25 protein-coding genes are annotated in these 25,605 nt (G+C 66.6%); 6 read left to right on the forward strand and 19 right to left on the reverse strand.

Features of this window, described 5'->3' with window-relative positions; all coding sequences use genetic code 11:
* Positions 1-39: 39 nt before the first annotated feature.
* The 13 genes from AC1DN0_RS26855 to AC1DN0_RS26915 all read right to left on the reverse strand — a co-directional run bounded on the left by AC1DN0_RS26855 (position 40) and on the right by AC1DN0_RS26915 (position 14,560).
* Positions 40-1,302 carry a class I SAM-dependent methyltransferase gene (locus AC1DN0_RS26855; RefSeq protein WP_441626134.1) on the reverse strand — a complete coding sequence of 421 codons (1,263 nt, stop codon included), beginning with the start codon at positions 1,300-1,302 and terminating at the stop codon, positions 40-42.
* Between the two features lie 277 nt (positions 1,303-1,579).
* Positions 1,580-2,158, reverse strand: coding sequence for a putative colanic acid biosynthesis acetyltransferase (locus tag AC1DN0_RS26860; RefSeq protein ID WP_441626132.1), 579 nt, complete (start codon positions 2,156-2,158; stop codon positions 1,580-1,582).
* A gap of 49 nt (positions 2,159-2,207) precedes the next feature.
* Complete coding sequence (locus tag AC1DN0_RS26865; protein ID WP_441626130.1) at positions 2,208-3,200, reverse strand: GDP-L-fucose synthase family protein; 993 nt, start codon at positions 3,198-3,200, stop codon at positions 2,208-2,210.
* Positions 3,193-4,401 (reverse strand): GDP-mannose 4,6-dehydratase, encoded by a 1,209-nt coding sequence (gene gmd, locus AC1DN0_RS26870; protein WP_441626128.1) that lies wholly within the window; start codon positions 4,399-4,401, stop codon positions 3,193-3,195. Before gmd ends, AC1DN0_RS26865 begins: the two co-directional genes overlap by 8 nt.
* 265 nt (positions 4,402-4,666) lie before the next feature.
* The gene (locus tag AC1DN0_RS26875) at positions 4,667-5,599 is read right to left on the reverse strand and encodes a glycosyltransferase family 2 protein (RefSeq protein ID WP_441626126.1); all 933 of its coding nucleotides are present in this window, start codon (positions 5,597-5,599) and stop codon (positions 4,667-4,669) included.
* Positions 5,600-5,810: 211 nt separating this feature from the next.
* Positions 5,811-6,710 (reverse strand): response regulator transcription factor, encoded by a 900-nt coding sequence (locus tag AC1DN0_RS26880; protein WP_477146139.1) that lies wholly within the window; start codon positions 6,708-6,710, stop codon positions 5,811-5,813.
* 832 nt (positions 6,711-7,542) lie between these two features.
* On the reverse strand, positions 7,543-8,805 hold the full coding sequence (locus tag AC1DN0_RS26885) for a glycosyltransferase WbuB (RefSeq protein WP_441626122.1): 1,263 nt from the start codon (positions 8,803-8,805) through the stop codon (positions 7,543-7,545).
* A gap of 38 nt (positions 8,806-8,843) precedes the next feature.
* Positions 8,844-9,905, reverse strand: a complete 1,062-nt coding sequence (locus AC1DN0_RS26890) for a glycosyltransferase (RefSeq protein WP_441626120.1) — start codon at positions 9,903-9,905, stop codon at positions 8,844-8,846.
* A gap of 1 nt (position 9,906) precedes the next feature.
* Complete coding sequence (locus AC1DN0_RS26895) at positions 9,907-10,944, reverse strand: GDP-L-fucose synthase family protein (RefSeq protein ID WP_477146140.1); 1,038 nt, start codon at positions 10,942-10,944, stop codon at positions 9,907-9,909.
* Between the two features lie 319 nt (positions 10,945-11,263).
* The gene (locus AC1DN0_RS26900) at positions 11,264-11,596 is read right to left on the reverse strand and encodes a hypothetical protein (RefSeq protein ID WP_441626116.1); all 333 of its coding nucleotides are present in this window, start codon (positions 11,594-11,596) and stop codon (positions 11,264-11,266) included.
* 659 nt (positions 11,597-12,255) lie between these two features.
* The gene (locus tag AC1DN0_RS26905; RefSeq protein WP_441626114.1) at positions 12,256-12,963 is read right to left on the reverse strand and encodes a GntR family transcriptional regulator; all 708 of its coding nucleotides are present in this window, start codon (positions 12,961-12,963) and stop codon (positions 12,256-12,258) included.
* Entirely contained in the window at positions 12,960-14,372 is a 1,413-nt protein-coding gene (locus tag AC1DN0_RS26910) for an AtzE family amidohydrolase (RefSeq protein WP_441626112.1), read from the reverse strand. The genes AC1DN0_RS26905 and AC1DN0_RS26910 overlap by 4 nt, the downstream gene beginning before the upstream one ends.
* Positions 14,369-14,560 carry an AtzG-like protein gene (locus AC1DN0_RS26915; protein ID WP_441626110.1) on the reverse strand — a complete coding sequence of 64 codons (192 nt, stop codon included), beginning with the start codon at positions 14,558-14,560 and terminating at the stop codon, positions 14,369-14,371. The genes AC1DN0_RS26910 and AC1DN0_RS26915 overlap by 4 nt, the downstream gene beginning before the upstream one ends.
* Positions 14,561-15,071: 511 nt before the next feature.
* Between AC1DN0_RS26915 and AC1DN0_RS26920 the strand changes: the two genes are divergently transcribed.
* Together AC1DN0_RS26920 and cynS are read left to right on the forward strand one after the other, a co-directional pair.
* The gene (locus tag AC1DN0_RS26920) at positions 15,072-15,200 is read left to right on the forward strand and encodes a hypothetical protein (protein ID WP_255350710.1); all 129 of its coding nucleotides are present in this window, start codon (positions 15,072-15,074) and stop codon (positions 15,198-15,200) included.
* Positions 15,201-15,263: 63 nt separating this feature from the next.
* A complete protein-coding gene (gene cynS / locus AC1DN0_RS26925) occupies positions 15,264-15,707 on the forward strand; it encodes a cyanase (RefSeq protein ID WP_035875095.1) in 444 nt (147 codons plus the stop codon).
* 272 nt (positions 15,708-15,979) lie between these two features.
* Here the strand turns inward: cynS and AC1DN0_RS26930 are convergent, their stop codons facing one another.
* Positions 15,980-16,423, reverse strand: coding sequence for a nucleoside deaminase (locus AC1DN0_RS26930; RefSeq protein WP_276286936.1), 444 nt, complete (start codon positions 16,421-16,423; stop codon positions 15,980-15,982).
* A 142-nt stretch (positions 16,424-16,565) separates the two neighbouring features.
* A complete protein-coding gene (locus AC1DN0_RS26935; RefSeq protein ID WP_441626107.1) occupies positions 16,566-17,159 on the reverse strand; it encodes a response regulator in 594 nt (197 codons plus the stop codon).
* 379 nt (positions 17,160-17,538) lie between these two features.
* On the opposite strand from AC1DN0_RS26935, the gene AC1DN0_RS26940 reads away from it, so the two are divergent.
* From AC1DN0_RS26940 to AC1DN0_RS26950, 3 genes are all read left to right on the forward strand, one after another.
* Complete coding sequence (locus AC1DN0_RS26940; protein WP_477111414.1) at positions 17,539-19,593, forward strand: ATP-binding protein; 2,055 nt, start codon at positions 17,539-17,541, stop codon at positions 19,591-19,593.
* Complete coding sequence (locus AC1DN0_RS26945) at positions 19,590-21,236, forward strand: EAL domain-containing protein (protein WP_441626103.1); 1,647 nt, start codon at positions 19,590-19,592, stop codon at positions 21,234-21,236. Before AC1DN0_RS26940 ends, AC1DN0_RS26945 begins: the two co-directional genes overlap by 4 nt.
* Positions 21,237-21,636: 400 nt before the next feature.
* Positions 21,637-21,813: a CsbD family protein gene (locus tag AC1DN0_RS26950; protein ID WP_477102853.1), complete on the forward strand. Its 177-nt coding sequence runs from the start codon at positions 21,637-21,639 to the stop codon at positions 21,811-21,813.
* Between the two features lie 59 nt (positions 21,814-21,872).
* Here the strand turns inward: AC1DN0_RS26950 and AC1DN0_RS26955 are convergent, their stop codons facing one another.
* Positions 21,873-22,055 (reverse strand): hypothetical protein, encoded by a 183-nt coding sequence (locus AC1DN0_RS26955; RefSeq protein WP_035875250.1) that lies wholly within the window; start codon positions 22,053-22,055, stop codon positions 21,873-21,875.
* A gap of 563 nt (positions 22,056-22,618) precedes the next feature.
* Here AC1DN0_RS26955 and AC1DN0_RS26960 point away from each other — a divergent pair.
* Complete coding sequence (locus AC1DN0_RS26960; protein ID WP_441626248.1) at positions 22,619-23,314, forward strand: phosphoribosyltransferase; 696 nt, start codon at positions 22,619-22,621, stop codon at positions 23,312-23,314.
* 18 nt (positions 23,315-23,332) lie between these two features.
* On the opposite strand, the gene AC1DN0_RS26965 is transcribed toward AC1DN0_RS26960, so the two are convergent.
* The 3 genes from AC1DN0_RS26965 to AC1DN0_RS26975 all read right to left on the reverse strand — a co-directional run.
* Positions 23,333-23,845, reverse strand: coding sequence for a LeuD/DmdB family oxidoreductase small subunit (locus tag AC1DN0_RS26965; RefSeq protein ID WP_477146141.1), 513 nt, complete (start codon positions 23,843-23,845; stop codon positions 23,333-23,335).
* On the reverse strand, positions 23,842-25,149 hold the full coding sequence (locus AC1DN0_RS26970) for a 3-isopropylmalate dehydratase large subunit (protein WP_441626096.1): 1,308 nt from the start codon (positions 25,147-25,149) through the stop codon (positions 23,842-23,844). The genes AC1DN0_RS26965 and AC1DN0_RS26970 overlap by 4 nt, the downstream gene beginning before the upstream one ends.
* A partial coding sequence (locus tag AC1DN0_RS26975; protein WP_477146142.1) for a tripartite tricarboxylate transporter substrate-binding protein occupies positions 25,146-25,605 on the reverse strand: 460 nt, incomplete at its 5' end. The genes AC1DN0_RS26970 and AC1DN0_RS26975, both read right to left, overlap by 4 nt.

The following is a 25,605-nucleotide window of genomic DNA, read 5'->3' on the forward strand; positions in this document are numbered from 1 at the left end:
GGACACACCAGCCATCATTTGGCTGGCGGGGGCGTCGCCTTACCCCGGCGCGGCGCGGTCTGCGAACTCACGCCTGGCCACGCAGAGCAGGCTCAGCGCAGCGGCTCGGGATTTGGGGTCGATGCCGGATAGTCTTTGCGCCACCCTGATTTTCAGCGGCTGGCGGCCCATGACACCGTCCAGGCTTTCCTTGCCCACATAGTGGTTGTGCGGATAGATGTCGATGCGGAACCGGAGGCCTTCCAGCGTGGAGCGGAGTAGTTGCTCGGAAATGCCGTCGCCCGGCCTGTGATGCAACTCCGTTGCCTGCGCCCAGGACTGCTCATCGTCCTCGGCGCAATGCCCCCCGCGCTTGAGCCAGCGGTAGATTGGCAGGCGCAGGTTCCAGAGGATCAACGCCAGGCCGCGAAAGTCCCAGGCGGACTGCTGGGGATCATGGTCTAGGATCAGCGTGCCGCCGGGCCGCACGAGGCGTGCCGCCTCCCTGAGCACCGTTGGCATGTCATCGCAATGGTGCAGCGACCCATTGATGGCAACGATATCCGCCACCCCCGACCTTAACGGCAGATTGTGCGCGTCCGCCAGCAGTGGCACGTAGCCGACCCTGGCAGCGTGCACAAGGCTTCCGTGCGCGATATCGACGCCAATTGCGATGCGCGGCCGACCTCCCAGCGTGGCGAGTAAATTCCCCGGACCGCAACCGATGTCGATCAGCACCTTTCCATCCAGCGTACCCACGGCGGCATGCCAGCGCTCGCGCAGTTCCGGGTAGCGGTGTACGGCTGCAAGCCAGTCCTCCATCCACCGGGGATGGCTGAAATAGTGTGCGTTCGCCTTCATGCCAGCGCTTGCGTGCGGAATATCCACCGCAGGGATCATTGTGCCGCGCAGCATGGTGTTGGCGGCGAGGTAGGGGCGGAGCTGCTCGAAATAGGGTTTGACGGCGGTGCCCGCACCTTCGTCATCGCGATGGCCTGGCGACCAAGTGAATTCGGACGGCTCCCTTTTTGCCAGTGTGCTGCTGTCCGTCGGGTGGGCGATATCTGGATAGGATAGGGTATTCATCGGCGGGGTCGAGTCCATGAAAATAACGATTTTCAGATACCTGTCCCACGGCGAGATACGCGCAAAAGAAGTCCGCCACAGGCCTGGTTGCCTGTGGTTGCCGAGAAAACAGATGAAAGTCGGCATCCCCGGTCTGGGTTCGCGGCTTATGCCGTTCACCCCGATGCCATTGCGGACCAATATCAACTGAGTCGGCATGGCATTGTGTTGCAACGACGCAAGCTTGCGCTTGGCCATCGCGGAATGTCAGGCGACGATTGATTTGCTGGCTTTTGTAGCGGCTCTGGAATTACCCTGGCCAGTAAAGAATGTAGCAGTGCAGCATTTCTTCAGGCAAGAACTATGTCTTGCCGATACTGTGTGGGAGCGCACAGATGGATTGAACCGGTCCGTGCGTCCGGGGGGCGCCCATGCGGGTCCCGGGCGACGACGGCAGGCCGCGGCATTCCATTGGCTCGGCAACGAGATTGCCGGCCGCGCGACACCGCATGGGAATGACGGCAAAAGGCGCGGGCTAAGCCGCGCTTTCCACGAACTTCAGAACCGGTTCCGGCAGTCGTGGCTTGATCGGACGGCACGGGCTGCCTACGCAGACCATCTTTGCCGGCATGTCTTCAAACACCGCGCTACGGGCACCGATGACGGCTCCGTGGCCGATGGTGACACCGGGTGCGATGAAGACGTGGCAGGCAACCCACGCCTCGTCTTCCACCCGGATCGTTCGGGAGCGAATCGGGAAGTCCGGCAAGCGGTAGTCGTGGTCGCCCCCGCAGAGGTAGCTGTGCTGAGAGATCACGGTGTTGCTTCCGATGATGATCTCGCCCAGGGAATAGAGCTCCACATCGTCACCGATCCAGGAATGGTCGCCGATCGTTATCTTCCACGGATAGGTGATGCGCACGGTGGAACGGATGATGACCTCCTTGCCTACCCGTGCGCCGAAGAGCCTTAGCAACCATCGCCGGAAGCCGTCGGCACGGCGGAGCGAGTGGCGGAACAGCGTCGCTTCGACGATCCACCACAGCTGTACGATAAACGCTGAGCGTCCCCGGAAGCCCTCTGGCATTTTGAACGATGACAGATCTTGCATCATGTCGGTCTCCTCGGGCCATCGCGTGGCAACAGGTCRCACCGCTGGCCTCTTACGTTATGGGAACTGCCTCGGTCTGCGCGGGGCCCAGCAGGCCGCTGGCTAACGCGTCCTCGTAGGCCCCGCGCAGACCGGTTGCCAGGTTGACGCGCGGATTCCAGCCGGTTTGCGCCAGTGCATTCCAGTCAAGCCGCTTGCGCGGCGTGCCATCCGGCTTGGTCGCGTCAAAACGGATTTCACCGCGGTAGCCGGTCGCCCGGGCCACCTCCATCGCGAGTTCGCGGATCGTGAGTTCATCGCCACTGCCGATATTGAGGATCCCCGTGGGCGCGGCGCAGGCCTGATAGGCATCCTTGGACATTGCCATCACGTGGCGGCAGCCTTCGGCCAGGTCGTCAGCGTGGAGAAACTCCCGCATTGGCGTGCCGCTGCCCCAGACCGCCACCGTGGCGGCGCCGGCGATCCGCGCCTCATGAAACCGCCGGATCAAGCCCGGTATCACGTGGCTGTTTTCGGCATGGTAGTTGTCGCCGGGACCATACAGGTTGGTGGGCATGACGCAGCGATAGTCGGTGCCATATTGCCGGTTATAGCTGTCGCACATGGCAATGCCGGCGATCTTGGCAATGGCGTAAGGCGCGTTGGTGGGCTCCAGCGCGCCTGTCATCAGCTCGGTCTCCCTGATCGGCTGGGTGGCCAGCCTGGGGTAGATGCAGCTCGAGCCGAGGAACAGCAAGCGCTCGACATGGCTGCGCCAGGCCTCGTGAATGACATTGGCCGCGATCATCAGGTTTTGCTGGATGAACTCCGCCGGGTAAGTGTTGTTGGCGTGGATACCGCCGACCCGTGCCGCGCCGAGGTAGACCTGCCCGATGCCTTCGGTGGCAAAGAACTCGCGCACCTGTTGCTGGTCGGTCAGGTCGAGTTCCGCGTGGGAGCGGGTGACGATGTCGGTTTCGCCGGCAGCGCGCAGCGCCCGGACGATGGCGGATCCCACCATGCCGCGGTGGCCCGCCACGAAGATACGCCGTGTGTTCCTATTCATGATGATTGTAGGCACGGAAGCCGGCCATCCTGACCAGGGCATCGCGGCGCGCCGCGGAGAAGTCTGACTCGGTCATCTCGCGCACCAGTTCTTCGAAGCCGATGCGCGGCGACCAGCCCAGCCGTTCGCGCGCGCGGGTGGCGTCGCCCAGAAGGGTTTCCACTTCCGTCGGGCGGAAGTAGCGTGGGTCCACGCGTACGATCACGTCTCCGGCCTTGCAATGCGAGGACAGCTCCGGCCGGCTCTTGTCGACATGCGCGATCACGCCGACTTCGTCCACGCCTTCGCCTTCGAAACGCACGGTAATGCCGAGTCCGGCCGCGGAGCGCTCGACAAATTCGCGTACGCTATGCTGCTCGCCGCTGGCAATCACAAAGTCCTCCGCCACGGCTTGCTGCAGCATCAGCCACTGCATTTCCACGTAGTCGCGCGCATGGCCCCAGTCACGAAGCGCCGAGAGATTCCCCAGGTACAGCGTGTCCTGCAGGCCGAGCGCAATGCGGGCGATCGCGCGCGTGATCTTGCGGGTCACGAAGGTCTCTCCGCGTACCGGGCTCTCATGATTGAACAGGATGCCATTGCAGGCATACATGCCATACGCCTCGCGATAGTTGACGGTGATCCAGTAGGCGTACAGCTTGGCCGCCGCGTAGGGGCTGCGTGGATAGAAGGGCGTGGTCTCCTTCTGAGGAATCTCCTGCACCAGGCCGTACAGTTCGGAGGTGGACGCCTGGTAGAAGCGAGTCTGTTTTTCCAGCCCCAGGATCCGAACGGCTTCGAGCAGACGCAGTGTGCCGAGCGCGTCCGTGTTGGCGGTGTACTCCGGTTCCTCGAACGAGACCTGCACATGGCTTTGCGCCGCCAGATTATAGATCTCGTCCGGTTGCGACTGCTGCACCACGCGGACCAGGCTGGCCGTGTCGGTCATATCGCCATGATGCAGTACCAGACGGCGGTCTTCTGCCTGCGGATGCTCATAGAGGTGATCGATGCGGTCGGTGTTGAACAGCGAACTGCGCCGTTTGATGCCGTGCACTTCATAACCCTTGTTGAGCAGGAACTCGCACAGATACGAGCCATCCTGGCCGGTGATACCGGTAATCAGCGCGCGCCGCCGGCGCGCATCCCGTGGCGAGCCTTGTGCTTTGTCCTGGCTGCTTGCCGCCACATGACCGAGAGGTTCCACTTCGTTTGCGCCCATAGCGTTCCGATGTCCGATGAGTGTGATTCTTGCCAAGCAACCCAAAGCGCGCCGGGCGGCGAGCCGGATCTCGGCACGATGCCAGGGCGACCTGCCGTGCCGCGTGCAATGCGGACGAGGGCCGGTTTTTGGACTGTACTGCCGGTGTGCACGGATAACCGTTTGCTAGCACACATAGTGCGGTGCCGCATTTGGCCGGTGCGGGAACAGCCTGCCGCAGGCGTGCGCAGAAACGGGTACGCAAGGGCCGCCGCGGCCAGCGGCCTCAGCCTTGCGTCAGGTTTGCGCCGATGTCGCCCGATGTGGTGGCAATACCAGCGCGGGCGGGACTGCGCAGATGGTTCCACAACGACCGGGCTGTGGCGCAAAACGCGGTCGCGCCACGCAGTCCGGATCGATGCAGGTTGGATGCGAGACTGTGCGTCAGTGCCAGCAGCAGGAAGATCCCGGCTTTTACCCGGCGGTGCTGGTAGTGGCTGTAGCGGTGGAGCGTCGCATAGATGCGGGAGGCTTCGGCCAGGTGGCCGGCGTCGAGGGGTTCGGCGCCGGGGATATGCTGGTTGGCGGCGCTCGGCAGCCACTCGATACGGCACCCGCCGTCGAGCACGACATGGCTGGCCAGGTCGATCACGTCATAGCCACCGGCCAGCCTCTCGTCGAATGCGACATGCCGGAACAGTTCGGATGGAAACACCGTGCTGTGCAGCATCACCGAGCAAAGGCGCTCGCCGTGGCAATAGTTCAGCGAAGGGTACCCCAGGAATGAACTCTTCTTCGGCTTGCACTTCTGCCCGTCGCTCAGGCTGGGGCCGGTGACGATCAGTGGTGTGGCGGCGCCGGTGCCGCCGCGGCGATAGACATCGTCATCCGCGATCCGTTCGGCCACCTGCTGCAGGAACGTCTGACCAAGCACCGTCTCGTCGTCGATGAACAGCACGTGGGAGCCCGTGATGACCGGGAGCATGCGATTGCGGTTGGCGGCATTCCCGCGTCGCGGCCCTTCCAGGTATCTCACCGCAGGAAACTCGGCGCGCATCATCTGGCGCGTGTCATAGTTCGTGCTGTCGTCGGATACCAGTAGCTGGTGCGGCGGCACTGAGGACGCAAGCGCGGAATGCAGCGCGCGACGCAGACCGGCCGGATGATTCCGGGTGCAGATGCAGAGCGAGAAGCTCGGCAGGGATGTGCTGGCTGGCATGATGCCCTCCATGGCAGGTACTTGGCGGGCCGATCGATTCGCGGCAACGCACGCCATGGCCGGTGCAGGTTTGCCATGGACCGGTTGCGTTTGCCGATTTCCTCGCCGAGCGGTTCTCAGAGGCGGCGTGCTGTCTCCGCCGTCGCGGCGTCAGGCGCCGCGATGGCCGGCGACGCGCACTGCTGGCGCGGCCGCCGTATCATTGGCGTCGTCAGAGCGCGGCGCTGCCGGCACTGTGCGCCTCGGTGCGCCGGGCGCTTGCCGACGCCATGGTGGTCACGCGCTCGTCGCCACTGACCCAATCCAGCGTCGCGCCGCGCTGCAGGGCGGCATAGACAGCCTCGCCCTTGTTGCGGACCTTGAGCCGCTGGTACAGCGTGCAGGCGTGGCTCTTGACTGTCGCCACCGAGATATTGAGCATGCGGCTGACCGTCTTGATCGGATGGCCGCGTGCGAGCAGTACCAGTACCTCATACTGGCGCGGCGTGATCTTGAGCATTTCCGCTTCGTCGTAACTGGGCTCCGCGTCGTCGGTGCGGGACGACAGCGATTGCGCGCTGGCCAGCGCGCTGCGCAGTGCCGAGCGCGGTGTAGCGGCACATGCGGCGACCGCGTGCGGATCGGCCTGCACGGCGACAGCCAGCGGCAGGRGCGCTGCCGACGCGAGCGAAGCCGTTGCCGGCAGGGCTGAGCGCGATGCGGCAGGGGCCGCTCCCACACCCGGCTCGGTGGCGAGCAGCAGGCCATGGCTACCCGAAGCCGCCATCCGGATGGCGGCTTCGATTACCGGCAACGATGCCGACTTGGGCAGGCAGCCGCAGATATTGCGCGCACTGTCGGCGGAAGGTACCCACAGCGGGAGTGCGTCGGCCAGCACCAGGATGCGCTTGGGCGCGATCAGTTCGCGTACGCGGTCCAGTTGCTGCCAGCCGGAAACGGTATCGGCGGGCATGCCGAACACCATCAGGTCGGCGTTGCGATGACTACCATCAAGGTGGGCGATGTCGGTGGGCGAGAGGTTGACGACGTGCCCGGTACCGTGGATGTTCTCGAGCATTTGAAACAGCCCGAGACTGAGCAAAGGATGCTCCTCTATCAGCAACGCGTTCATGCTTTTATGACTCCCCGTTAATCGGAGCAGGGAGTGCGGGACGCTTTTGCGTTACGGAATGCCAGCCTGCATGGCGCACGCTGGCGGCGCCTGCAAAGTACGCTGTAACCCCGTGCTTCCGTGCTGCATTGTGCTCCGTTTTGGGTGGAACTATGTCAGCGCAGCCAGAAGAAGGACCCGAACCCTACCCCGAGAAATCTCGCCCCATAACAGGCTTAAAATCATCTTATGGGCTGGTTGGAGGGAATGCAAGCGCTCCTTTCTCAACCTGTCAAAAGGATGGTTGAGAGAGTTTTTACAATCCGGAAAGCGTTGATGGGACTGGCTTGGCGGTGTTAGCCAAGCGTCATTCAAATAGCTCCGGACCGAGTTTCAGAGGTGAAACAAATCGTTTTGCGAAAGTTTCAGCGGTGAAACGGATACTCTCGCCGGGAGGTCCACTTTCGACTTTATTTCACCCTTTCGGGGGTTGGCTGAATATCACCTGATACCGCTTTGCTCCACTATTGAAACTTGGCTTGCGGGCGTAATTTTTCTGGTCTTGCGCCAATGGCTGGGAGGATGGCCAATTAGGACTAATGCAAAAGGATGAGTCCGGTTTCCTACCTCTGGACGAGTGGCGGAGGTCTGATGGACGGCCGGCGGATTTGCTACCGACTCGCAGGGGAGAACGTCGGGGGCTGCTCTGGTAAATGTGGTTCGGAAGGCCCGGCAACCCGGGCCGGCGAGGCGGGGTGAAGCGTGCCGCCGCCGGGACGTACGAAAGCGCACTTGTCCCGGCGTACCGGCAGGCACTTTCCGTGGAAGGACGTGAACGCCGGAGCGGCGCGCGCTATTCGCCGCCCAGCCCGACCGCCTTGGCCGCGCCCGCGGGGTGGTGGCTGACCAGCGCGAACAGTGCGCTTTCCAGGTCGCCCAGCACCATTTCGCGATCCAGGTGCTGTTCGGCCCAGCGGCGGCCGGCGCCACCCAGATGCGCGCGCAACGCGGGTTGCGCGGCCAGCGAGTCGATGGCGTCGGCGAGCGCGGAGGCGTCGCCGGGTGGCACCAGCACGCCGCATTGGGCGACCACGCGGCCAAGTTCGGTTTCCGGCTCCGCAGTGGCGACGACCGGGCGAGCGCTTGCCAGCATGCCGGTCAGCTTCGACGGCATGACCAGATCGGCGGCGCCGGCGCGCTGCGGCAGCAGGTGGATATCGGCGGCGGCCAGCAGCGACGCGAACATCCCGGCCGGTTGCAAGGGCAGGAAGCGCACCCGTGGCAGCCCCGCGCAGGCGGCTTCGAGCCCCGCCCGCCCGGCACCGTCGCCGCAGAAGATGAAGTGCAACCGCTCGTGGCCCGCCAGCAGGCGTGCCGCTTCGGCCATGACGTCCAGGCCCTGCTTGGCCCCCATGTTGCCGGAATACAGTGCCACTATGGCCTCGCCAGGGATTTGCAGCGCACGCCGGGCCATCGCGGCGTTGCCGGCGCCGATTTCCTGCAGGTTGATCCAGTTGGGCAGCAGTGCCGTACGCACTGCTTGCGTACCCTTGCCGCACGCCAGCGAGACCATGGCTTGCGAGATCGACGAGACCCGGTCGAAGCGCGACATCAGTTGATGCTCCACGCGCAGTGCCAGGCGGCGCAGCCAGGGCCGGCGCAGCAGCCCCAGCGCGAAGGCCGCGTCCACTTCGTAGTCCTGCACGTGCAACCAGGTCTTGCAGCCGCTCAAACGGGCGAAGAGCAACGCACCCGGCGCGCACATCAGGGGTGGTTCCACCACAAACAGCACGTCCGGGCGCCAGCGTAGCTGCCACATGACGCTGGGCAGGCTGGACAAGGCAAAGCTCGCCAGGTGCAGCAGCCGCGTGATCCCGCCGGGCCGCCGCGGCACCCAGACCGGCGCGCGAAACACCGCCACCGGGCCGCGTTGCTCGCGGCGGTACTGCCACGCGCGATAACCCTCTCCGACACGCCAGGCCGGATAGTACGGCGGCGCGGTGACGACGCGTACTTCATGTCCGCGTGCGGCCAGCCATTCGGCCTGCTCGCAGGTGTACTTGCCGATGCCGGTCAGTTCCGGCGCGTAGTTGAGGCAGTACATCAGTATCTTCATGGTATCGGGTTGCCTCGGTGCTCGGGTTCGGTGCGCACTTATTCCTCGGCAGCCATGATCCGCATGCAGCCGGCGGCGATGGCCCTGCCCGCCGATGCGGGCGTGTCTTCCAGCGCGATCGCCTGGCAACGGGCGGCGGTAGCGGCGGCATCGCCGAATTGCCTGGGCACTTGCGCAAGGCTTCCCGCCAGCGCGGCGGTATCGCCGGCCTTGAAGTACAGGCCGGTAACGCCATCGCGGACCAGTTCGCCGGCATCGTCGTTGTTGACGCTGACCACCACCGGGCAGCCGTAGCTCAATGCTTCGCGCACCAGCGGATGCCAGCGCTGGGCCGCATCGGGCAGTACCAGGCAGCTCGCCTTGCGATATTCGGTCGCGAAATCCGGTTGCGCCATCGTGCCCAGGAAGCGTACCGATGCGCCCAGCCCCAGCGCGTTGGCCGTGGCGCGCAGCCGCCCGTAGCCCGGGCCGGTGCCGACCAGCGACAGCGTGGCGGCCGGCCACGTTTGTCTCGCGGCGGCGAAGGCGCGTAGCAGCAGCAGCAAGGCCGGTGCGTGCGTGAGCGTGCCGATGTGCAGGAAATTYGGCGCATGTGGCGCTGGCGCATGCTCGATGCGCTCGCGCAGCGCGGTGCCGGCATCGAACCGGTCCGGCAGTACCGCGGGCGGGCGGCAGGCGAAGATCCTGCGCGGCGGCACATCGGCGGCGATGGCGCGCGCGCACCCGCGCTCGCTGCCGACGAAGACGCCATGGCAATGGCGCAGCAGCACCGCGTCGGCCAGCGCGCCGAAACGGCCGGGCATGCTGGCAAAGGCAGCGCCGTGGAAGAAGGCAGCGCGCCGCCGTCCCAGTACCATGCTGGCCAGCAACATGGCCCAGTTGTCCAGCCGGCTCTGACCGGCCAGTACCACCAGCGCGCCGGGACTGAGTGTGATGGCACGCACCAGTTGCAGGCGCCGCCGCCAGGTTCCGGCTTCCGCGCTGCCGGTGGGAAAGACCACCTGGCCCGGCCATAGCGCGCCAGTGCTTGTTGCCGGGCCGTTCGCCGCGGCGAGCGGGGACGGGTCACGTTTTGCGAAATGGCGAAGCAGTGGTTTCATGTCAGGCCTCCCCAGGTTGCGCCGGTGCCGTGCCGTGGGCCAGCGTGCCGCTTTGCAATGCATCGAGGTAGGCCAGCCGGAGGCCGTCGCGCAGCGACACGGCTGGCTGCCAGCCTGTCGCCGAGRGCGCCGTGCAGTCGAGCCGCTTGCGCGGGGTGCCGTCTGGCTTGCCGCTGTCGAAGACAACCTCGCCGCGAAAGCTCACCGTCTTTGCCACTAGTCCCGCCAACTCCCGGATGCTGACTTCCTCGCCGCTGCCTACGTTCAGGAAGCCGGCCGGCGCGGTTTTCCGGTAGGTGTCTTCCGATAATTCCATCACATGCAGGCACGCCGCGGCCAGGTCGTCGGCGTAGAGAAACTCGCGCAGCGGCGCTCCGCTGCCCCACACCGGCGCCTGCTGCGCGTGCGCCATGCCGGCTTCATGGAAACGCCGCAGCAGCGCGGGTATCACGTGGCTGTTATCGAGGTGGTAGTTGTCGCCGGGACCGTAGAGATTGGTCGGCATCACGCTGCGGTAGTCGGTGCCGTACTGGCGGTTGTAGCTCTCGCACAGTGCGATGCCGGTGATCTTGGCCAGGGCGTAGGGCGCGTTGGCGGGCTCAAGCGGGCCCGTCAACAGCGCCGCTTCCCCGATGGGCTGGGGTGCGAGCTTCGGATAGATGCAACTCGAACCGAGGAACAACAGGCGCTTTACGCCAGCGCGCCACGCTTCGTGCACGACGTTGGCCGCGATCATCAGGTTCTGATGGATGAACTCGGCGGGATAGGTGTTGTTGGCGTGGATGCCGCCTACGCGGGCGGCGGCCAGGTAGACGGTGTCGACGGCTTCCGTGGCAAAGAAGTGGCGCACCTGGTGCTGGTCGGCCAGGTCGAGTTCGGCGTGGCCGCGCGTGATCGTCTCCGCTTGTCCGCGCGCGTCGAGCGCACGCACGATGGCCGAGCCGGCCATGCCACGATGTCCCGCCACGAAAACGCGTGGCCGCCGCGGCAGCGGCGATGGCGGTGCGTCCGGCGGCACTACGGTGTCGGCTTCACGCATGATGGTGGCGGGCCTGGAAGGCTGCCAGCTTGCCGAACGCATCGCGGCGTGCCGCAGCGCCCGTGCCGCCGCAAAGGATGAGCGGTACGATCTGCATGTCGTCTGGCATGGCACGTCTCCTTCACACGGCACGAGGCCTGGCTCGCCCTCGCGGCGAGCCGAGTGACGGGTAGTGAGGTGACTGTAATGCCCGGTCCCGGGAGGGACTGTTCCCTAGCACACACTTGGCGGCGGCCGGGCAGGCGCGCAGACCGCGCGCCCTGAAATGAAATCGTCCCCGCCTCGGCGGGGACGATTGCGCGATGGCGCGGGATCCGCGTTAGCGTACCCAGTAGCCGGGGCGCATCACCCAGCCGCCGCGCGGGCTTTGCACCCAGCGCTCGGGCACATAGCGCTGGCCCGGCCGCGCGTGTTGCCAGTAGCCGCCGCGCCAGTCATAGCGGCCGCCGTTGGCTGTCCAGTGCCCCGGGACCCAGGCCTGGCCGGGGCGAGCGGCCGGACGTGGCTCATAGCGCGGAGGGGGCGGGGCCGGGCGCATGTATGGGTTGCCGTGATAGCCCGGCGGATAAGCCTGGGCCTGGGCCGGCGAGATCAGGCCAAGCGCGGCGCCGGCGGCGAGGGTGGTGAGGGCGAGCAGCAGTTGGCGTTTCATGATTCAGCTCCAGGGATGCGAACGATGCATTGGGTATGGTCGGCGCTTTTAGTGTGGATTACCGGGGCCCGCTTAATAGCGGTCGTGGTAGCGGTACGGCGGCGGGCCGCCGCGCGGGGGCACCACGATGCAGGCGGACAGCAGGGCCGCTGCGGATGAGAGCAAGACAACCAGGGCGATGGCGCGTTTCATGTCGGGGACTCCGTGACTGGCTTCGCGTTGAACATGGCCTCACTGTAGCCATCGGGCCGGCGCCGTTGTGCTTGCACTTGTAAGGCTTGCTCACACTTGCGCAAGGCGCCGCATCCTGCGCCGCATGCCTTCGACTGCCCTTGCACGTGCCCCGCCAGCCCTTGCCTGCATTGGTTGCGCGGACTTTGCCGAGCGGCCCGTCGCAGGCTGAAAATAAAACGGGACCGTGGCCGGTCCCGTAATGTGGCGTTACATCGGAAATAACTCGCGCAAAGATTCTGCCCGCGCGGTGGCGTCTTTGCGTGGCGGAACCCTGGCGTTCAGCCTGAGCGGGGGAGCCGTCTCAGGTCGCAGTCGACTCTCTTGGCCGCGGGCCGGTCGGCGTGCTTCGGTGGTCTCCGGACCCACGCAGAAATGGGTACGCTTTGAGGAGGGCGGGCTTCGTCGGGCGCCCGGGATGGCTTCCGCTATGGATGCGGGCTACTGCCGCCGGTGCGTATCGTCTGCAAACGGTGCAGCGTGATCTTGCGCACTTCGGCGCGGCTTTCCTCGATATGGCCGGACAGCAGCAGCACGGCCCGCTCCGCGCACTGGTGCTGTATCTCGCCCAGGATGGCGGCGTGCTCGTCATAGGTGGCGGTCACGCGCGCGGCGCAGGTGAAATCGAGCCGGCGGATGATACGGATGCGCTCTGTCAGCTGCCGGTGCACCGTGGCGATCTCGCGGTTGCCGGCCGCGGCGACCAGCGCGGCGTGAAAGGCTTCATCGTGCTGCGCCACCAGGCGGCCGTCTTCCAGCCGCTCTTTTTGCGGCGCGCGCCAGAACTGCGCGAGCCGCGCCAGCGCGCCGTGCTCCACCGCCGGCGTGGCGTGCGTGCACAGCATGCGCACGGCGTTGACCTCGATCAGCTTGCGCAGCTCGTACAGTTCGTCAAAGCGCGTGAAGTCCAGCGGCACCACTTCCCAGCCGCTGCGGAAGTACACCTGCACCAGCGCCTCGGATTGCAGCCGCTGCAGTGCCTCGCGCACGGGCGTGCGGGACACGCCGAGCCGCAAGGCGATCTCGCCTTCGGTGAAACGGTCGCCAGGCAACATGCGGAACTCGAAGATATCGTCGCGCAACTGCGCATAGACCGCTTCGGCGCGCGAGGAGGCGCGGATTTCCACGCTGCTCATGCGGCAGCCAGCGCCAGCAACGCCGACGGCCGCGGGCAGGCCGCGACGCCCATGGCTTCGAGCGCATGGGCTGCGGCGAAGGCAAGGTCTTCCCGCCATGGCGGCGCAATCAGTTGCACGCCGAGCGGCAGGCCATCCGGTCCCGCCAGCGGCACCGTGAGCACCGGCAGCCCGACGCAGGAGACGGGCTGCGTGAGTAGCCCCAGACTGGCGCGCGCGGGAAGCACCTGGCCATTGATTTCGATGCTCTCCTGCCCGGCCAGCGGTGCCGCCACCGGCGTGGCCGGCGCGATCAGCAGGTCAGTGCGCGCGAAGACGCCGAGCATTTCGTGGCGGAACGCTGCGCGAACCTGCTGCGCGCGCACGTACCACGCAGCCGGCAGGACCAGCCCGGCCGCCAGCCGGTCGCGCGAGAGCGGCTCCATCTCTGCGTACCTGTGCCTGAGGTGCTCGCGGTGCAGGTGCCCGCCCTCGGTGCCGGTGATGATGAAGGCCGCCGCGCGTGCGGCCGCCGCGCCAGGCAGGCTGACGACATCCGCTGCCGCGAGCGCCTCGGCCACGCGCCGGGCGGCGGCACGAGCGGCGGGACCGGCCATGTCATCGAAGTAGCCGTCAAGGCGCGCGGCGCGCACGCGCAGCGGCGCCTGCCCGCTCACGGTTTCGATGGGACGGCGCGCGCAGGCGGGGTCGCGGCTGTCGGCATACTGCAGCACATCGTAGGCCGCAGCCAGGTCCGCCACCGAGCGCGCGAAGGGACCGACGTGGTCCAGGCTGTGCACGAAGGGGTAGCTACCGCGCCGCGACAGCCGTCCGTAGGTGGGCTTCAGGCCGAAGATGCCGGTGAGCGCGGCCGGCACGCGAATCGAGCCATTGGTGTCCGAGCCGAGCGACAGCGGCACCAGGCCCGCGGCAACCGCAGCCGCGCTGCCGCCCGAGGAGCCGCCCGCCACGCGGGCGAGATCGTGCGGATTGCGGCAGGTGCCGCGATGCGCGTTCTCGGTGGTGAAGCCGTAGGCGAATTCATCCATGTTGAGCGTGCCCACCAGCACCGCGCCTGCCTCGCGCATGCGGGCCACCAACGCCGCGTCACGCCGTGCGGGAGCGCTGCCCGCCAGCACGCGCGAGCCCGCCAGCGTGGTGACATTCGCCACGTCGAACAGGTTTTTCACGGCGTAGGGCACGCCCGCCAACGGCGGCAGCCGCGCGCCCTGGGCACGCATCGTGTCGATGCGGCGCGCTTCGGCCAGCGCGCGTTCGCGCGTGACGGCCGTGAAGGCATGCAGCAGCGGATTGCAGGCCTCGATGCGCGTGAGCGTGGCGACGGCCACATCCAGTGCGCTGCGCGCGCCGGTATCGATGTCGCTGCGGATCGTCAGCGCGGACTCGAAGCGGAAATCATGGACGTTCATGGCCTGTATACCGGGGCCGGCGCGTCATGCGCATCGAACGGGTGCGCCAGCATCGGCCCCGCCACCGCGGCGACGCGCAGGAACTGTTCGATCACGCGGGCCTCGGCGTCCGCCGGCAGTTCCAGGCCGTGCAGCCTGAGCGCACTGCGGGCGTAGTGCGCCAGCGTCTCGTCGCAAAGCTTGGTCATGGCATTTCTCCAGGGTTTCGCCGTTCCCAGGCCGGGGACTGAAGAGGCGCGCGGAGGCTGGGATCCGAAAGTCCATGCGGCACGGAGATTGCCGAGAAAGGCGATGCATCCACGCGCGTGGCATGTTGCGCTCTTGCTTGCATGCGGTCTTGTATGCAAGCAATGGCTGTGCCACGTAGACCGCGGCGCGCGCGTGGGAGGCCGTGCCCGGCGCTGCACCGCATGGGGGCGCGGCGGCTGGCCGCGGGTGCGTATCCACGCCGATATTCCCCGTGGCAGTGCGCGCCCGATAGTGCCGGGGACGGAGCGGTGCACGGCGCAAGCGACCGTGCGCAGTGGCACGAACCTTGCGCCGGGGGCGGGAGCGTCCCCATGCCGGTCCGCTTCCGGCATGACGCTGCGATCGCCACATTGCCTGCGGCTTTCGCATCGGGGGTGCGCGTGGTGACGCGGATTCGCGCGCGGCCGCACCGGGTCTCGAGGTCGTGCGCACGAAAGCGCCGGAGGCGTGATGATGCCGATTGTCCTTGTTGTGCTGGCGCTRCAGGCCTTTGTGCCGGGCGCCACCTCGTTCTCCGCGCTGGCGCGATACGACAGCGCGCGCGCCGCCGCCTGTACCGGGCCGGACGGGCTTCCCTGACTTTGCGCAGCGGGAAGCGTCCGTGCCAGCGACACCTGACACATTCAACCGAAAGGACTGCAAATGAACCGTAGCGACGTAACCGACCTGATCATCGAAGCCAAGGTCACCAAGGGCATCCGGTGGGCCGACGTAGCTGGGAAGGTCGGCAAGAGCAAAGAGTGGACGACTGCCGCCTGCCTGGGCCAGATGGCCTTCGACGCGGCAGGCGCGCGGGCCGTTATGGAGATCTTCGGCTTGCCGCCGGAGGCCGAACCGTGGCTGCGCACAGTGCCTTACAAGGGTTCGCTGCCGACCCCGGTGCCGACCGATCCGCTGATCTACCGCTTCTACGAACTGGTCAGCATTTACGGCAGCACCTTCAAGGCACTGATCCACGAAGAGTTCGGCGACGGCATCATGAGCGCGATCGATTTCCGCATGGACCTGCAACGCGAGGCCGACCCCAACGGCGACCGCGTGCGTATTGAAATGTCGGGGAAATTCCTGCCCTACAAGACCTACTGAGGATCCTCCGGAGAGGTCCGGCACCGGTCGTCCCGCGCGCTGCCGCGGGTTTGCGGGCCGGATTGCCGCCTGGATTCCATCACGCAGAAACGGGTACGCCCGGATTCCGGGCCACGCAAAATGTCACGCAGAAACGGGTACGCTCAGCCTCCAGGGCGCGCAAAATCCACGCAGAAACGGGTACGCGGCAGGGTCCGGGCACTCACGCAGAAACGGGTACGCTTTGATTTCGCGCCACGTGATGGCCGGGGGGATGCCCGCGCGTGGCCGCCTTAGGCACCATAGAGTTCGGCCGCCGTCATGCCCGCCGGCAGGCGGGTGAGCGGCAGTGGCGGCGGCGTCAACGGCAGGCGCAGCGCCTGGTACACGGCTTCGCTGGAGAGTCCGTAAGGGGCCGCGTCGGCGTTGTCGAACGCGTAGTAGACCGCCTCCACACCCGTCATGGTTAGCGCGGCCAGGCACATCGGGCAAGGATGGCCGCTGGCGTAGATCACCGCACCCTTCAGGCTCGGCCGTCCAAGTTTGCGGCAGGCAGCACGGATGGCCTCCATCTCGGCGTGGGTGGTGGGGTCGAAGCTGTGCACGATGTCGTTGACGCCAGTCGCAACCAGTTCGCCATCCATCGCGAGTACCGCGCCGAACGGCCTGCCGCCGCGCGCGCGATTGGCCTGGGCAAGGCGTACCGCTTCGCGCAGATATTGCTCATGGATAGACATTGGGGAACTCCTGGGTGAGGGCGATGCGGCTTGCCTAACTGTTTTCGCGGGGCGCGGAATGCGTAAATATGAAACCTGCCCTATAAAATTTTGTGAAAAAAATGATATATAATGCCGGGGCTGAAGCCCACCATCGCCTATCCTAAGCTGTCGCGCCGGGGCTGACCTGCAACGTCACGACCAGCGACTGCAGTACCGACATCGGGATCGGCTTGGAGAAAACGCGGATGTGCGCGGGTATGCCGCCGCGGTCCGCGATAGCGTGCTTGTCGAGAGAAGTCACCACGACGATCCGGGTCGCGGCAAATTCCTGCTGCGCGTCGATGGTCCGGCACAGGCGGAAGCCATCGATGCCGGGCATGATCAGATCCAGGACGACCAGGTCGGGTTTGCTGCTGCCGATGAGCAACAGGCCATCGTAGCCGTTGGTGGCGTCGAGTATCTCGACCGGCGGACTGAGGGTTTCCAGCGCCATGCGGTAAATCTGCAGCAGGTGTTCGTCATCTTCCACCAGCAGCACGCGAAATGGTCTTGCGGCAGTCGCCGTGGGTGCCGCCGCCTGGTTGCGCTGGTCGGCCACCATGCGGTCGACGGCGTCGGCCGGGATCCTGCGATGCCCGCCGTCGGTCTTCCACGCGGGTAACCGGCCGTTCTCGACCCAGAGCTGGACCGTGCGCAAGGACACGCCAAGCATTTCGGCGGCGGTCTTGGTGGAATAGAAACGCAGATCGGTCATAGAGTCTTGTCAACTGCCGCGGCGCGCCCGGTACGGTCGGGGCGTTACGCATCGTATTGTTTTCATTATTCTTCGTAAAGCTGCCAAAGCGCAACTTAATGCCAGGAAAACACGCAATTATGATAAAGCATCGCTGATCTGTCGAAGGGAATGCCGCGTGATGCAACTGCCCGGCAGCGCCTGGCGTACCGCGACGATAGGCCAGGACGTGCGGACTGGCGCAGCCGAATAGATCATACTGTGAAGCTTCGCCGCGGGCAGGCTGCCATCGGGGCAGCGGCACCGGGGGCGCCGGCCGCACGCGCGGACAGCGGACTAGATGGAAGGCTGCGATTCACGGCTGTGATGAACAATATATTCGTTTTTTGGTAGCTTTCCCATGAGGCTGGAAATCTACCGACAGGCATTGGCAGGCGCGCATCGCTCCGTGGGGGGTCCGTTCTGGTCAAGCCTTGTCATCCTGATCGGCATCTGGGGCGCGCTGTCTGGCTGGGCGCTATGGGATCGCGCAGCCGAGTTGCGGCACGTTCATGCCACTCTGGCGCGCATTGCCGGGCTGCTTGGCGAACATGCCGAACGCACGCTGGCCGAAGCCGACCAGATCGCATCGCTGGTCGGTGGCGTGGTGGTTGAGCGCGGGCCCGTGCTGCCGCTGGCGCAATGGATGCGCAGCGGCTATTTCTCCACCAAACCCTTCCTGGAAGTGTCCGTGCTCGACCGCGAGGGCGGGCTGCGCTCGTCCACCAACGCTAGCTTCGAACCGCTGGACCTGAGCGACCGCCAGTATTTTCGTGTGCACGAGAAACGCGCGCTGCCGACGCTATACGTCGGCGTGCCCCTGGTGGGACGCGTCACCGGGTGCTGGTCCGTGCAACTATCCAGGGGCATCGTAGCCCCGATGACCGGCCACTTCGCCGGCGCGGTAGTGATATCGCTCGATCCGGGCTACTTGTCCGAGGTTTTTTCGCGGGCGGCGCTGGGGCCATCCGGCGTCGTGCTGCTGGCGGGCACCGACGACTTCGTGGTGCGCGCGCGCTGGAGCGAGGACAGTCGCCAGCCTGGCCAGATCCTGATGCCCGGGTCCGACTTGCGCCGGGCGTTGGCCGGTGCGCGCGGCGGCCTCGTCACGGACGCCGGCGGGCGCGCCGACAGCCAGCGCATCTACGCCATCCAGCGCCTGCCAGGCCGCAACCTGGCGGTGCTGGTGGGCATGAGCAGCGAGGTTGCGCTGGCCAGCTATCACCACCGTTTGCGCCTGGTGATCGTGATTGCCGCCGTGGTCACCTTACTCGTGATGTTCTTCCAGGTCAGGCAGTTCTCCGCACTGCACGAGCTTGCGATGCTGGCCGATCGCGAGAGCGTGGTGCGCGACATCCTGGCCGAGAAGAAGCAACACCTGCGCGGTCTGTTCCTGGCCATGCCGGACGGGGTGGCCGTCTTTGGCCACGATCGCGTGATCGACGAGACCAATACCGCGCTATGCGAACTGCTTGGGGTGTCGTTGCCGCAACTGCGCGGCGCCACCCAGCGCGAGTTCGTCCACTGGCTTTACCGGGGCCGGCGGCCGGCGGGGCAGGCATGCCATGCCGAACAACTCCTGGCTGAACTGGACCGGGCCCATCCAGGCGGCGAGTTCGCAGGCATTGTCGAGTTCGACATGGCGGTGTCGCCCGCCTACGAGGTGCGCATCGTGCATGCCGCCAGCGGCGGCGGCCTGGTGCTGGTGCTGCGCGACGTCACGTCGCAACTACGCCACGATCGCATGAAATCGCATTTCGTCTCGGCGGCGGCGCACGAACTCAAGGGGCCGGTGGCGGGCATCGCCGGCTACGCCGAGCTGCTGAGCGCCGGTGTCGTGGCGCCGGATCGGCGCAGCGGCATCTACCACGCCATCCATGCCCGGGCCAGGCAGCTCAATGCCCTGCTGTCCGACCTGCTCGACCTGGCCCGCATCGAAGCCCGCAGCAGAGGCTTGCTGGAGCGCGAGCGCGTGGAGGTGGCCGCGCTTGTGCGCGAGACTGTGGCGGCCGAGTTCGCCGAGCAGGGCAGGGTGCATGTGATCGCTGCCAACGCGCCGCTTCATGTACTGGCGGACCGCGCGCAATTGACGCAGGCGGTGCGTAACCTCATTGAGAACGCGCTGAAGTATTCTGACGGCAAAGAAGAAGTCACTGTCACCGTCGCACCGCTGGCGCAAGGGCAGGACAAGGTGTCGGTTCGGGTCGAGGATCGAGGTATCGGCATGACGAAGGAAGAAGCCGGATTGGCGTTCGACAATTTTTACCGGGCCAACCGGCAGGGAAATACAACGGGGAACGGCCTGGGCCTGGCGATCGTGCGGGAAATCGTGGCCGTGCATCAGGGTCAGATCACGCTGAGCAGCGAACTGGGCAAGGGCACCGTGGTCACTCTCAGCCTGCCGGCGGCAACATGAGGCGCTGGCTGTGGGGCGAACCTGGCCAGTCGGCAGGACGCCGGGCCGCTTTGCTGGCGGCATTGCTGGGCGCCTGCCTGGCGCTATGGCTGATCGCGCTGCTGGCTGCGCACGATGCCCGCGAACGCGTGGCGGGAGTGTCCTCGGCGGTGCGCGACAACCTTGAGTTTGCGCTTGCCGATACGCTTGGCGTCGCCTATCAGGATCGTGCGCTGGTGGGCGCGCCCTGCCACAGCGTGGCGCGCCAGTTGCAGGAGCAGGGCGCCTATACCGCCTATGTCCGCGACGTCGTGCTGGTGTCGCGCGGCATGCGCTATTGCTCGGCTGTGCAGGGTGAGATCGCGGTGCCGCTGAGTGAGCTGCTGAACTGGCAGCCCGGCCTGCAATACCGGCTCGCCAGACCCTATCGCGGCAGCAACACGGCCCTGGCGGTGTTCTTTGGTACTGCTCCCGGCAACGGCGTGCTGGTCTGGGTGGAAGGACGCTACCTGGCCGACATGGTGCATTCGGCCGGCAAGCTGGGGTTTCCCGATATCGCGATCGAGGTGGCGGGCACGCGCTTCATGCTCAACGCCGGCGATCCCGCGGCGGGTGAGGCGGCCGCGGCAGCCGGCGCGCCAACGCTGGTCAGGCGGGATGCCGCGCAGGCAGCCGCGCGCGGTATCGTCGATATCCGGCGACTGGAGGGACACCCGATCGCCGTGATCGCCAGCGCGTCGCGCAGTCTTGTGCTGCATGAGAGCCTCAAATACCTGGTGCTGCTACCGCTGACCGCCGGCTTTGCCGCGCTGGCGGTGTTTGCGCTGCATTCGCGCCGCGCGGCGCGCCGCTCCTTCGCCGCGGAGTTGCGGCGCGGGCTGCGCCGCGGTGAATTCATCCCCTATTACCAGCCAGTGGTCGATCTCGAAAGCAGGCTGTGCACGGGGGTGGAAGTATTGGCGCGCTGGGAACACCCGCGGCGCGGCCTGCTTGAGCCGGAGCAATTCATCCCGGCGATCGAGCAACAGCGCCTGGCGGTTGCGCTGACCCTGGACCTGATTCCCCGCGTCCTGCGCGACCTCGAGTCGCTTGTGTTGCCCCCGGCCTTCCATCTCGCGTTCAACATCACCAACGAGCATTTCGACGATGTGGGCTTCTGGGCCGACGATGCGCCGCTGTTCGCGCTGCTGCGCGCCAATATCACCCCGGTGCTGGAAATCACCGAACGCGATGCGGTTTCGCTGGTGGAGCATCAGCGCAGCGCGATCCAGCGTGCCAAGGCACGCGGCATCAAGCTGGCCGTGGACGACTTCGGCACCGGCTACTGCGGCCTGGCGTACTTCAAGCAGTTCGAAGTGGATTTCCTCAAGCTCGACCGCATCTTTGTGCAAGCCGATCAGGACGACAAGGTCAGTGGCCAGATTGTCGACGTCACCCTCAACTTTGCCCATGCGCTTGACCTTGCGGTCGTGGCCGAAGGCATCGAGTGCGAGGCACAGCGCGCGCAACTGGCCGGCAAGGGCGTGCGCCTGGGGCAAGGCTATTACTTCGCGCGGCCGATGACGCTGGCTGCGCTGCGCGACTGGCTGCCGGCGCACCTGGAACGCGTCACGCCGCCACCAGGCCCGCGTGGCGAGGTATTGGGCGTGGCGGAACGCACGTGATCTGGCACCGGCAGACTATTTTTAGTGCAAATATGAAACATATTGCATACCAACAAATGATAAAAATGATATAGAATTCGGGCATAGCCTCACTTCCCCGTCGGGCTATGCGACTCCCTGCCGGAATCCCCTTGCCGGCCAGTGCCTCGCGTCGCAACGCGAGGCGCTCTTTTCCTCTTTCCTCTTCCCTCTTTTCATTTCCAGGCGATTGCCTGATGGATGGGCACTCGTCCTACATGGCATACAGCCACCGCCTGACAGGCGACGGGGCTGCGGTTGCCTAAGCTGGTACCAGCGCCCCCTGGTCCATGCATGTGGACGCGGCGCGGGCACGGCAGCCAGCCTTAGTCCGATGCCTGGGGGCGGCTTAATCCCGTATCGTCGCTAACCGGAGCCGACAATGAACAAGGATCAAGTGAAGGGCCGTATCGAGGAAGCCAAGGGCAAGATGAAGGAGGTCGCCGGAAAGGTGACGGGCAGCGCCACTACCGAGGTCAAGGGCAAGGCGCAGCAGATAGCCGGCAAGACGCAGGCCGCTTACGGTGACGCCAAGGAAGATGCCAAGCGTACCCGCTGATACCGGGAGTCCGCGCCTGCCGGGCCGGGCAGGTCGCCCGGCCCGGGGCACAGCCGGGCTTAACTAAAACACTCGTTGTAGTAGCGCGTGAAGGTGCCGGCCGGGCGGAAGGTATATGGCAGTTCGGCCAGCGCCGCGGCATCAAGCGAGCCGAAAGGGATGTCGAGGCCAAGACTGCTCGCATCCGTGGCGGCGTGATCCGTGCGTTGGGTTTCGTGACTGGATTTGTGGTGCGTGCTCATGTGCGTTCTCGCTGATCCTGGCTGTCCTGACTGTCGCGCCGCGCGGTAAACAACCGGCATGGCTGGCGCTGGTGAAATGGCGAGCCGGCTGGCTGCCATCGTTGCGAGCCATCTTATCCAGATGCGCGCGAAAGAAAATCCAGGCCCGGCAAAATACACTGTTGCGGAATCGCGCCCAATCGCACCCTCCCACGGGCCAGCGGGGACGCTGGCATCACGTGGCGCGCCTTCGCGGCGTCCGTGATGTGACCGTGGTGCCTTTTCCGTCCCACGCGCCGTTTCCCCGTGCTGCGATTGTTTGCCGAGGCAAAGGTGCGCTCCTCGCCCTTCGCCGCCAAGGCGGACGCCAGGCCGCACCCGGGGCGATGTCAGCGTCGTGCGCGGTATCGCTGGACACCTCGCCGGACACCTCGATTCGCCCGCCTTCTCCGTCTATATTTGGCTAGGGCACGCCACTGCCGCGCTGCCCCGAAGCCGTGCGCCGCGGGTAGCGTTGCCACGGCACTGGCCTGCCGCAACCCGGCCCGACCGACTCACTGCAGGAGCCAGCCATGTCCAGCGTTATGCCGTTGCCGCCATGCTTTGCCGATCGCCGCGAAGCCGGGATCTTCCTTGGCCGGCACCTGGCGGGGCTCGGATTTGGCGCCGCCGCGCAGTGCGAGCCGCCGCTGGTGCTGGCCCTGCCGCGCGGCGGCGTGCCTGTCGCCTTCGAGGTGGCTCTCATCCTGGAAGGGCGGCTCGATATCCTGCTGGTGCGCAAGATCGGCGCGCCCGGCTACCCGGAACTGGCACTGGGTGCCGTGGTGGAGGGCGACGCCGCCGGTAACGCTCCATATACCGTGGCCAACGACGACCGCTGGACACGACGCGCCCTCGATAGCGGCACCTTCGACGCCGAGCGCGGGCGCCAGCTCGACGAGATCGCGCGCCGGCAGCAACGCTATCGCGGCGGCGCGAGCGTGCCTGCCCTGGCCGGCCATACCGTGATCGTGGTGGACGATGGCGTGGCCACCGGCGCGACCATGCGCGCAGCGCTGGAAGGTGTGCGCCGCGCGGGCGCGAAGCAGGTGGTGGCCGCGGTGCCGGTTGCCTCGGAGGAAGGCCTGGACAGCCTGCGCGCGGCGGCGGACCAGGTGGTCTGCCTGAACGTGCCGGCCAGCTTTGGCGCCGTGAGCGCTTTCTACCTGGATTTCCGCCAGACCACGGATGAGGAAGTCATGGCCTTGCTGCGCCAGTGCGCCTGCGGGCGCCCGGCGTGAACCCGGGCCGCCGGCGGCTCAACGCTGCGCCGCCAGCCTGGCCTTCAGGTGCGGCACCAGCCCGCCGGCCCGCAGCAGGGTACGCAGGAAATCGGGAATCGGTTCGCACGCCACGCGGCTGCCGTCGGGCAGCAGCAGGCAAGCCCCGTCCAGCTCGAGCCGCGCCAGCCCTCCATCCACCAGCCGCRTGGTGTCGGGGCAGGTCAGCACCGGCAGGCCGAGGTTGATGGCATTGCGGTAGAACAGGCCGGCAAAGGACGGCGCGATCACCGCGGCCAGGCCAAGCTCGCGCAGCGCCTGCGGCGCCTGCTCGCGCGAGGAACCCACGCCGAAATTGCGCCCGGCCACCAGCAGGTCGCCGGGGCGCGCCATGGCCGGAAACTCGGGACGCAGCCCGGCCAGGCAATGACGGGCGATCTCCTTGACGCCCCCCTTCATATGGATACCGGGCGCCATCTGGTCGGTATCGACGTTGTCGCCAAAGCGCCAGATGCGGCCACCGGGCAGGGGCGGGACGGGTACCGGACTCATGGCAACAATGCTCGCGGGTCGGAGATGCTGCCGGTGACGGCGGATGCCGCCACGGTCAGCGGCGAAGCCAGCCAGACCGCGCTGCCGCTGTCGCCCATGCGGCCGGCAAAATTGCGCGCGGTGGAGGCAATGGCGCGGCTGTTGGCCGGGAAGCGGGACGGGCCATAGCCCGCGCACGCGTTGCATGCATTGGGCAGCAATTGCGCACCGGCATCCAGCAGGATGGCCAGCGTGCCCTCGCGCTCGGCCTGGCGCTGGTCGCGCAGCGAGGCGGGCGCCAGTTGCAGGCTCACGCCGGGCGCCACGCGCCGGCCACGCAGCACGCTGGCGGCCATGCGCATGTCTTCCAGTTTGGCGCCGGTGCAAGCGCCCAGGTAGGCGATGTCCACGGGCTGTCCGGCAGCCTGGCCGACGGGGCCGGTGTTGGCCGGCGAATGCGGCGCGGCCACCTGCGGCTCCAGCGCGGCCGCGTCGAAGCGGTGGCTGGCCAGCACGGCGGCTCCGGGCTCGGTGCGCCAGTGCGCAAGCGCGATGGCGTCGAGCGTGGCGGCGGGCACCCCCGCTTCCGCCAGCCAGGCCATCGTGGTGGCATCCGGTGCGATCAGGCCGGTCTGCGCGCCGAGTTCCGCACTCATATTGGTCAGCGTCATGCGCTCCTGCATGGGCAGCGCCGCCACGGCCGTGCCGGTGTATTCGATCGCCTCGTAGCGGCCGCCGTCGAGTCCAAGCTGGCCGCACAGGAACAGCATGATGTCCTTGGCGCAGACGCCGTCGCCAAGCTTGCCGTCCCATTGCAGGCGGATAGTGTGCGGCACGCGCAGCCAGATCTCGCCCGTGGCCACCACGCCCGCCATCTCGGTGGCGCCAATGCCGAACATATAGGCACCGAAGGCGCCGCCGGTCGGGCTATGGCTGTCGCCGCCCACGATGAAGCGTCCCGGCAGCACGTGGCCATGCTCAGGCAGCACCACGTGGCAGATGCCCTCGCCGTCGATGAAATGGGGAAGGCGCGCCTCGCCCACCCAGTCGCGGGTGAAGCGGACGATCGCCTCGGCCTCGGGATCGGCCGCGGGCAGGTAGTGGTCGGTCACTATGACATAGCGCTCCGGATCCCAGACCTTCGCCCCCAGCTCGCGCAGCAGCGGCGCCACCCGGCGCGGGCCGCTCGAATCGTGCGACATGGCAAGGTCGACCCGGCATGTCACCACCGTGCCCGGCGTGACCGCATCGAGCCCGGCAGCCCGCGCAACCAGCTTCTGCGCCAGCGTGGCGGGTGCGTGGGCGGGCCCGGCTAGCGGCTTCATTCCGGCGTGGCTCCCGAATATTTGACCACCTTGGCCCAGTGCTTCACGTCATTGCGCACGAAGGCGGCAAAGGCTTCCGGCGGATTGCCGACCGGCTGCGCGCCGTCGGTCTCCAGGCGCTTGCGCACCGCGGGTGTGTCGAGACCCTTGCGGGCGGCCTGGTAAAGCGCCTGCAGCACGTCGGGCGTAAGGCCGGCGGGGCCGAACAGGCCAAACCAGGCGCTCGACTCGAATCCCTTGACGGTGGCACCGATCGGCGCCACGCCGGGGAACTGCGGCAGCGGCGCGGCGCTGGTCACGCCCAGCACCTTGAGCTTGCCGGTCTTGACATGCGGCAGCACATTGAAGGTACTTGCGAACATCAGGTCGACATGGCCAGATAGCAGGTCGGTGATGGCGGGCGCGGTGCCCTTGTAAGGAATGTTGACGATATAGGTGCCAGTCATCATCTTGAAC

Source organism: Cupriavidus sp. 05N39 (genome assembly GCF_056397325.1).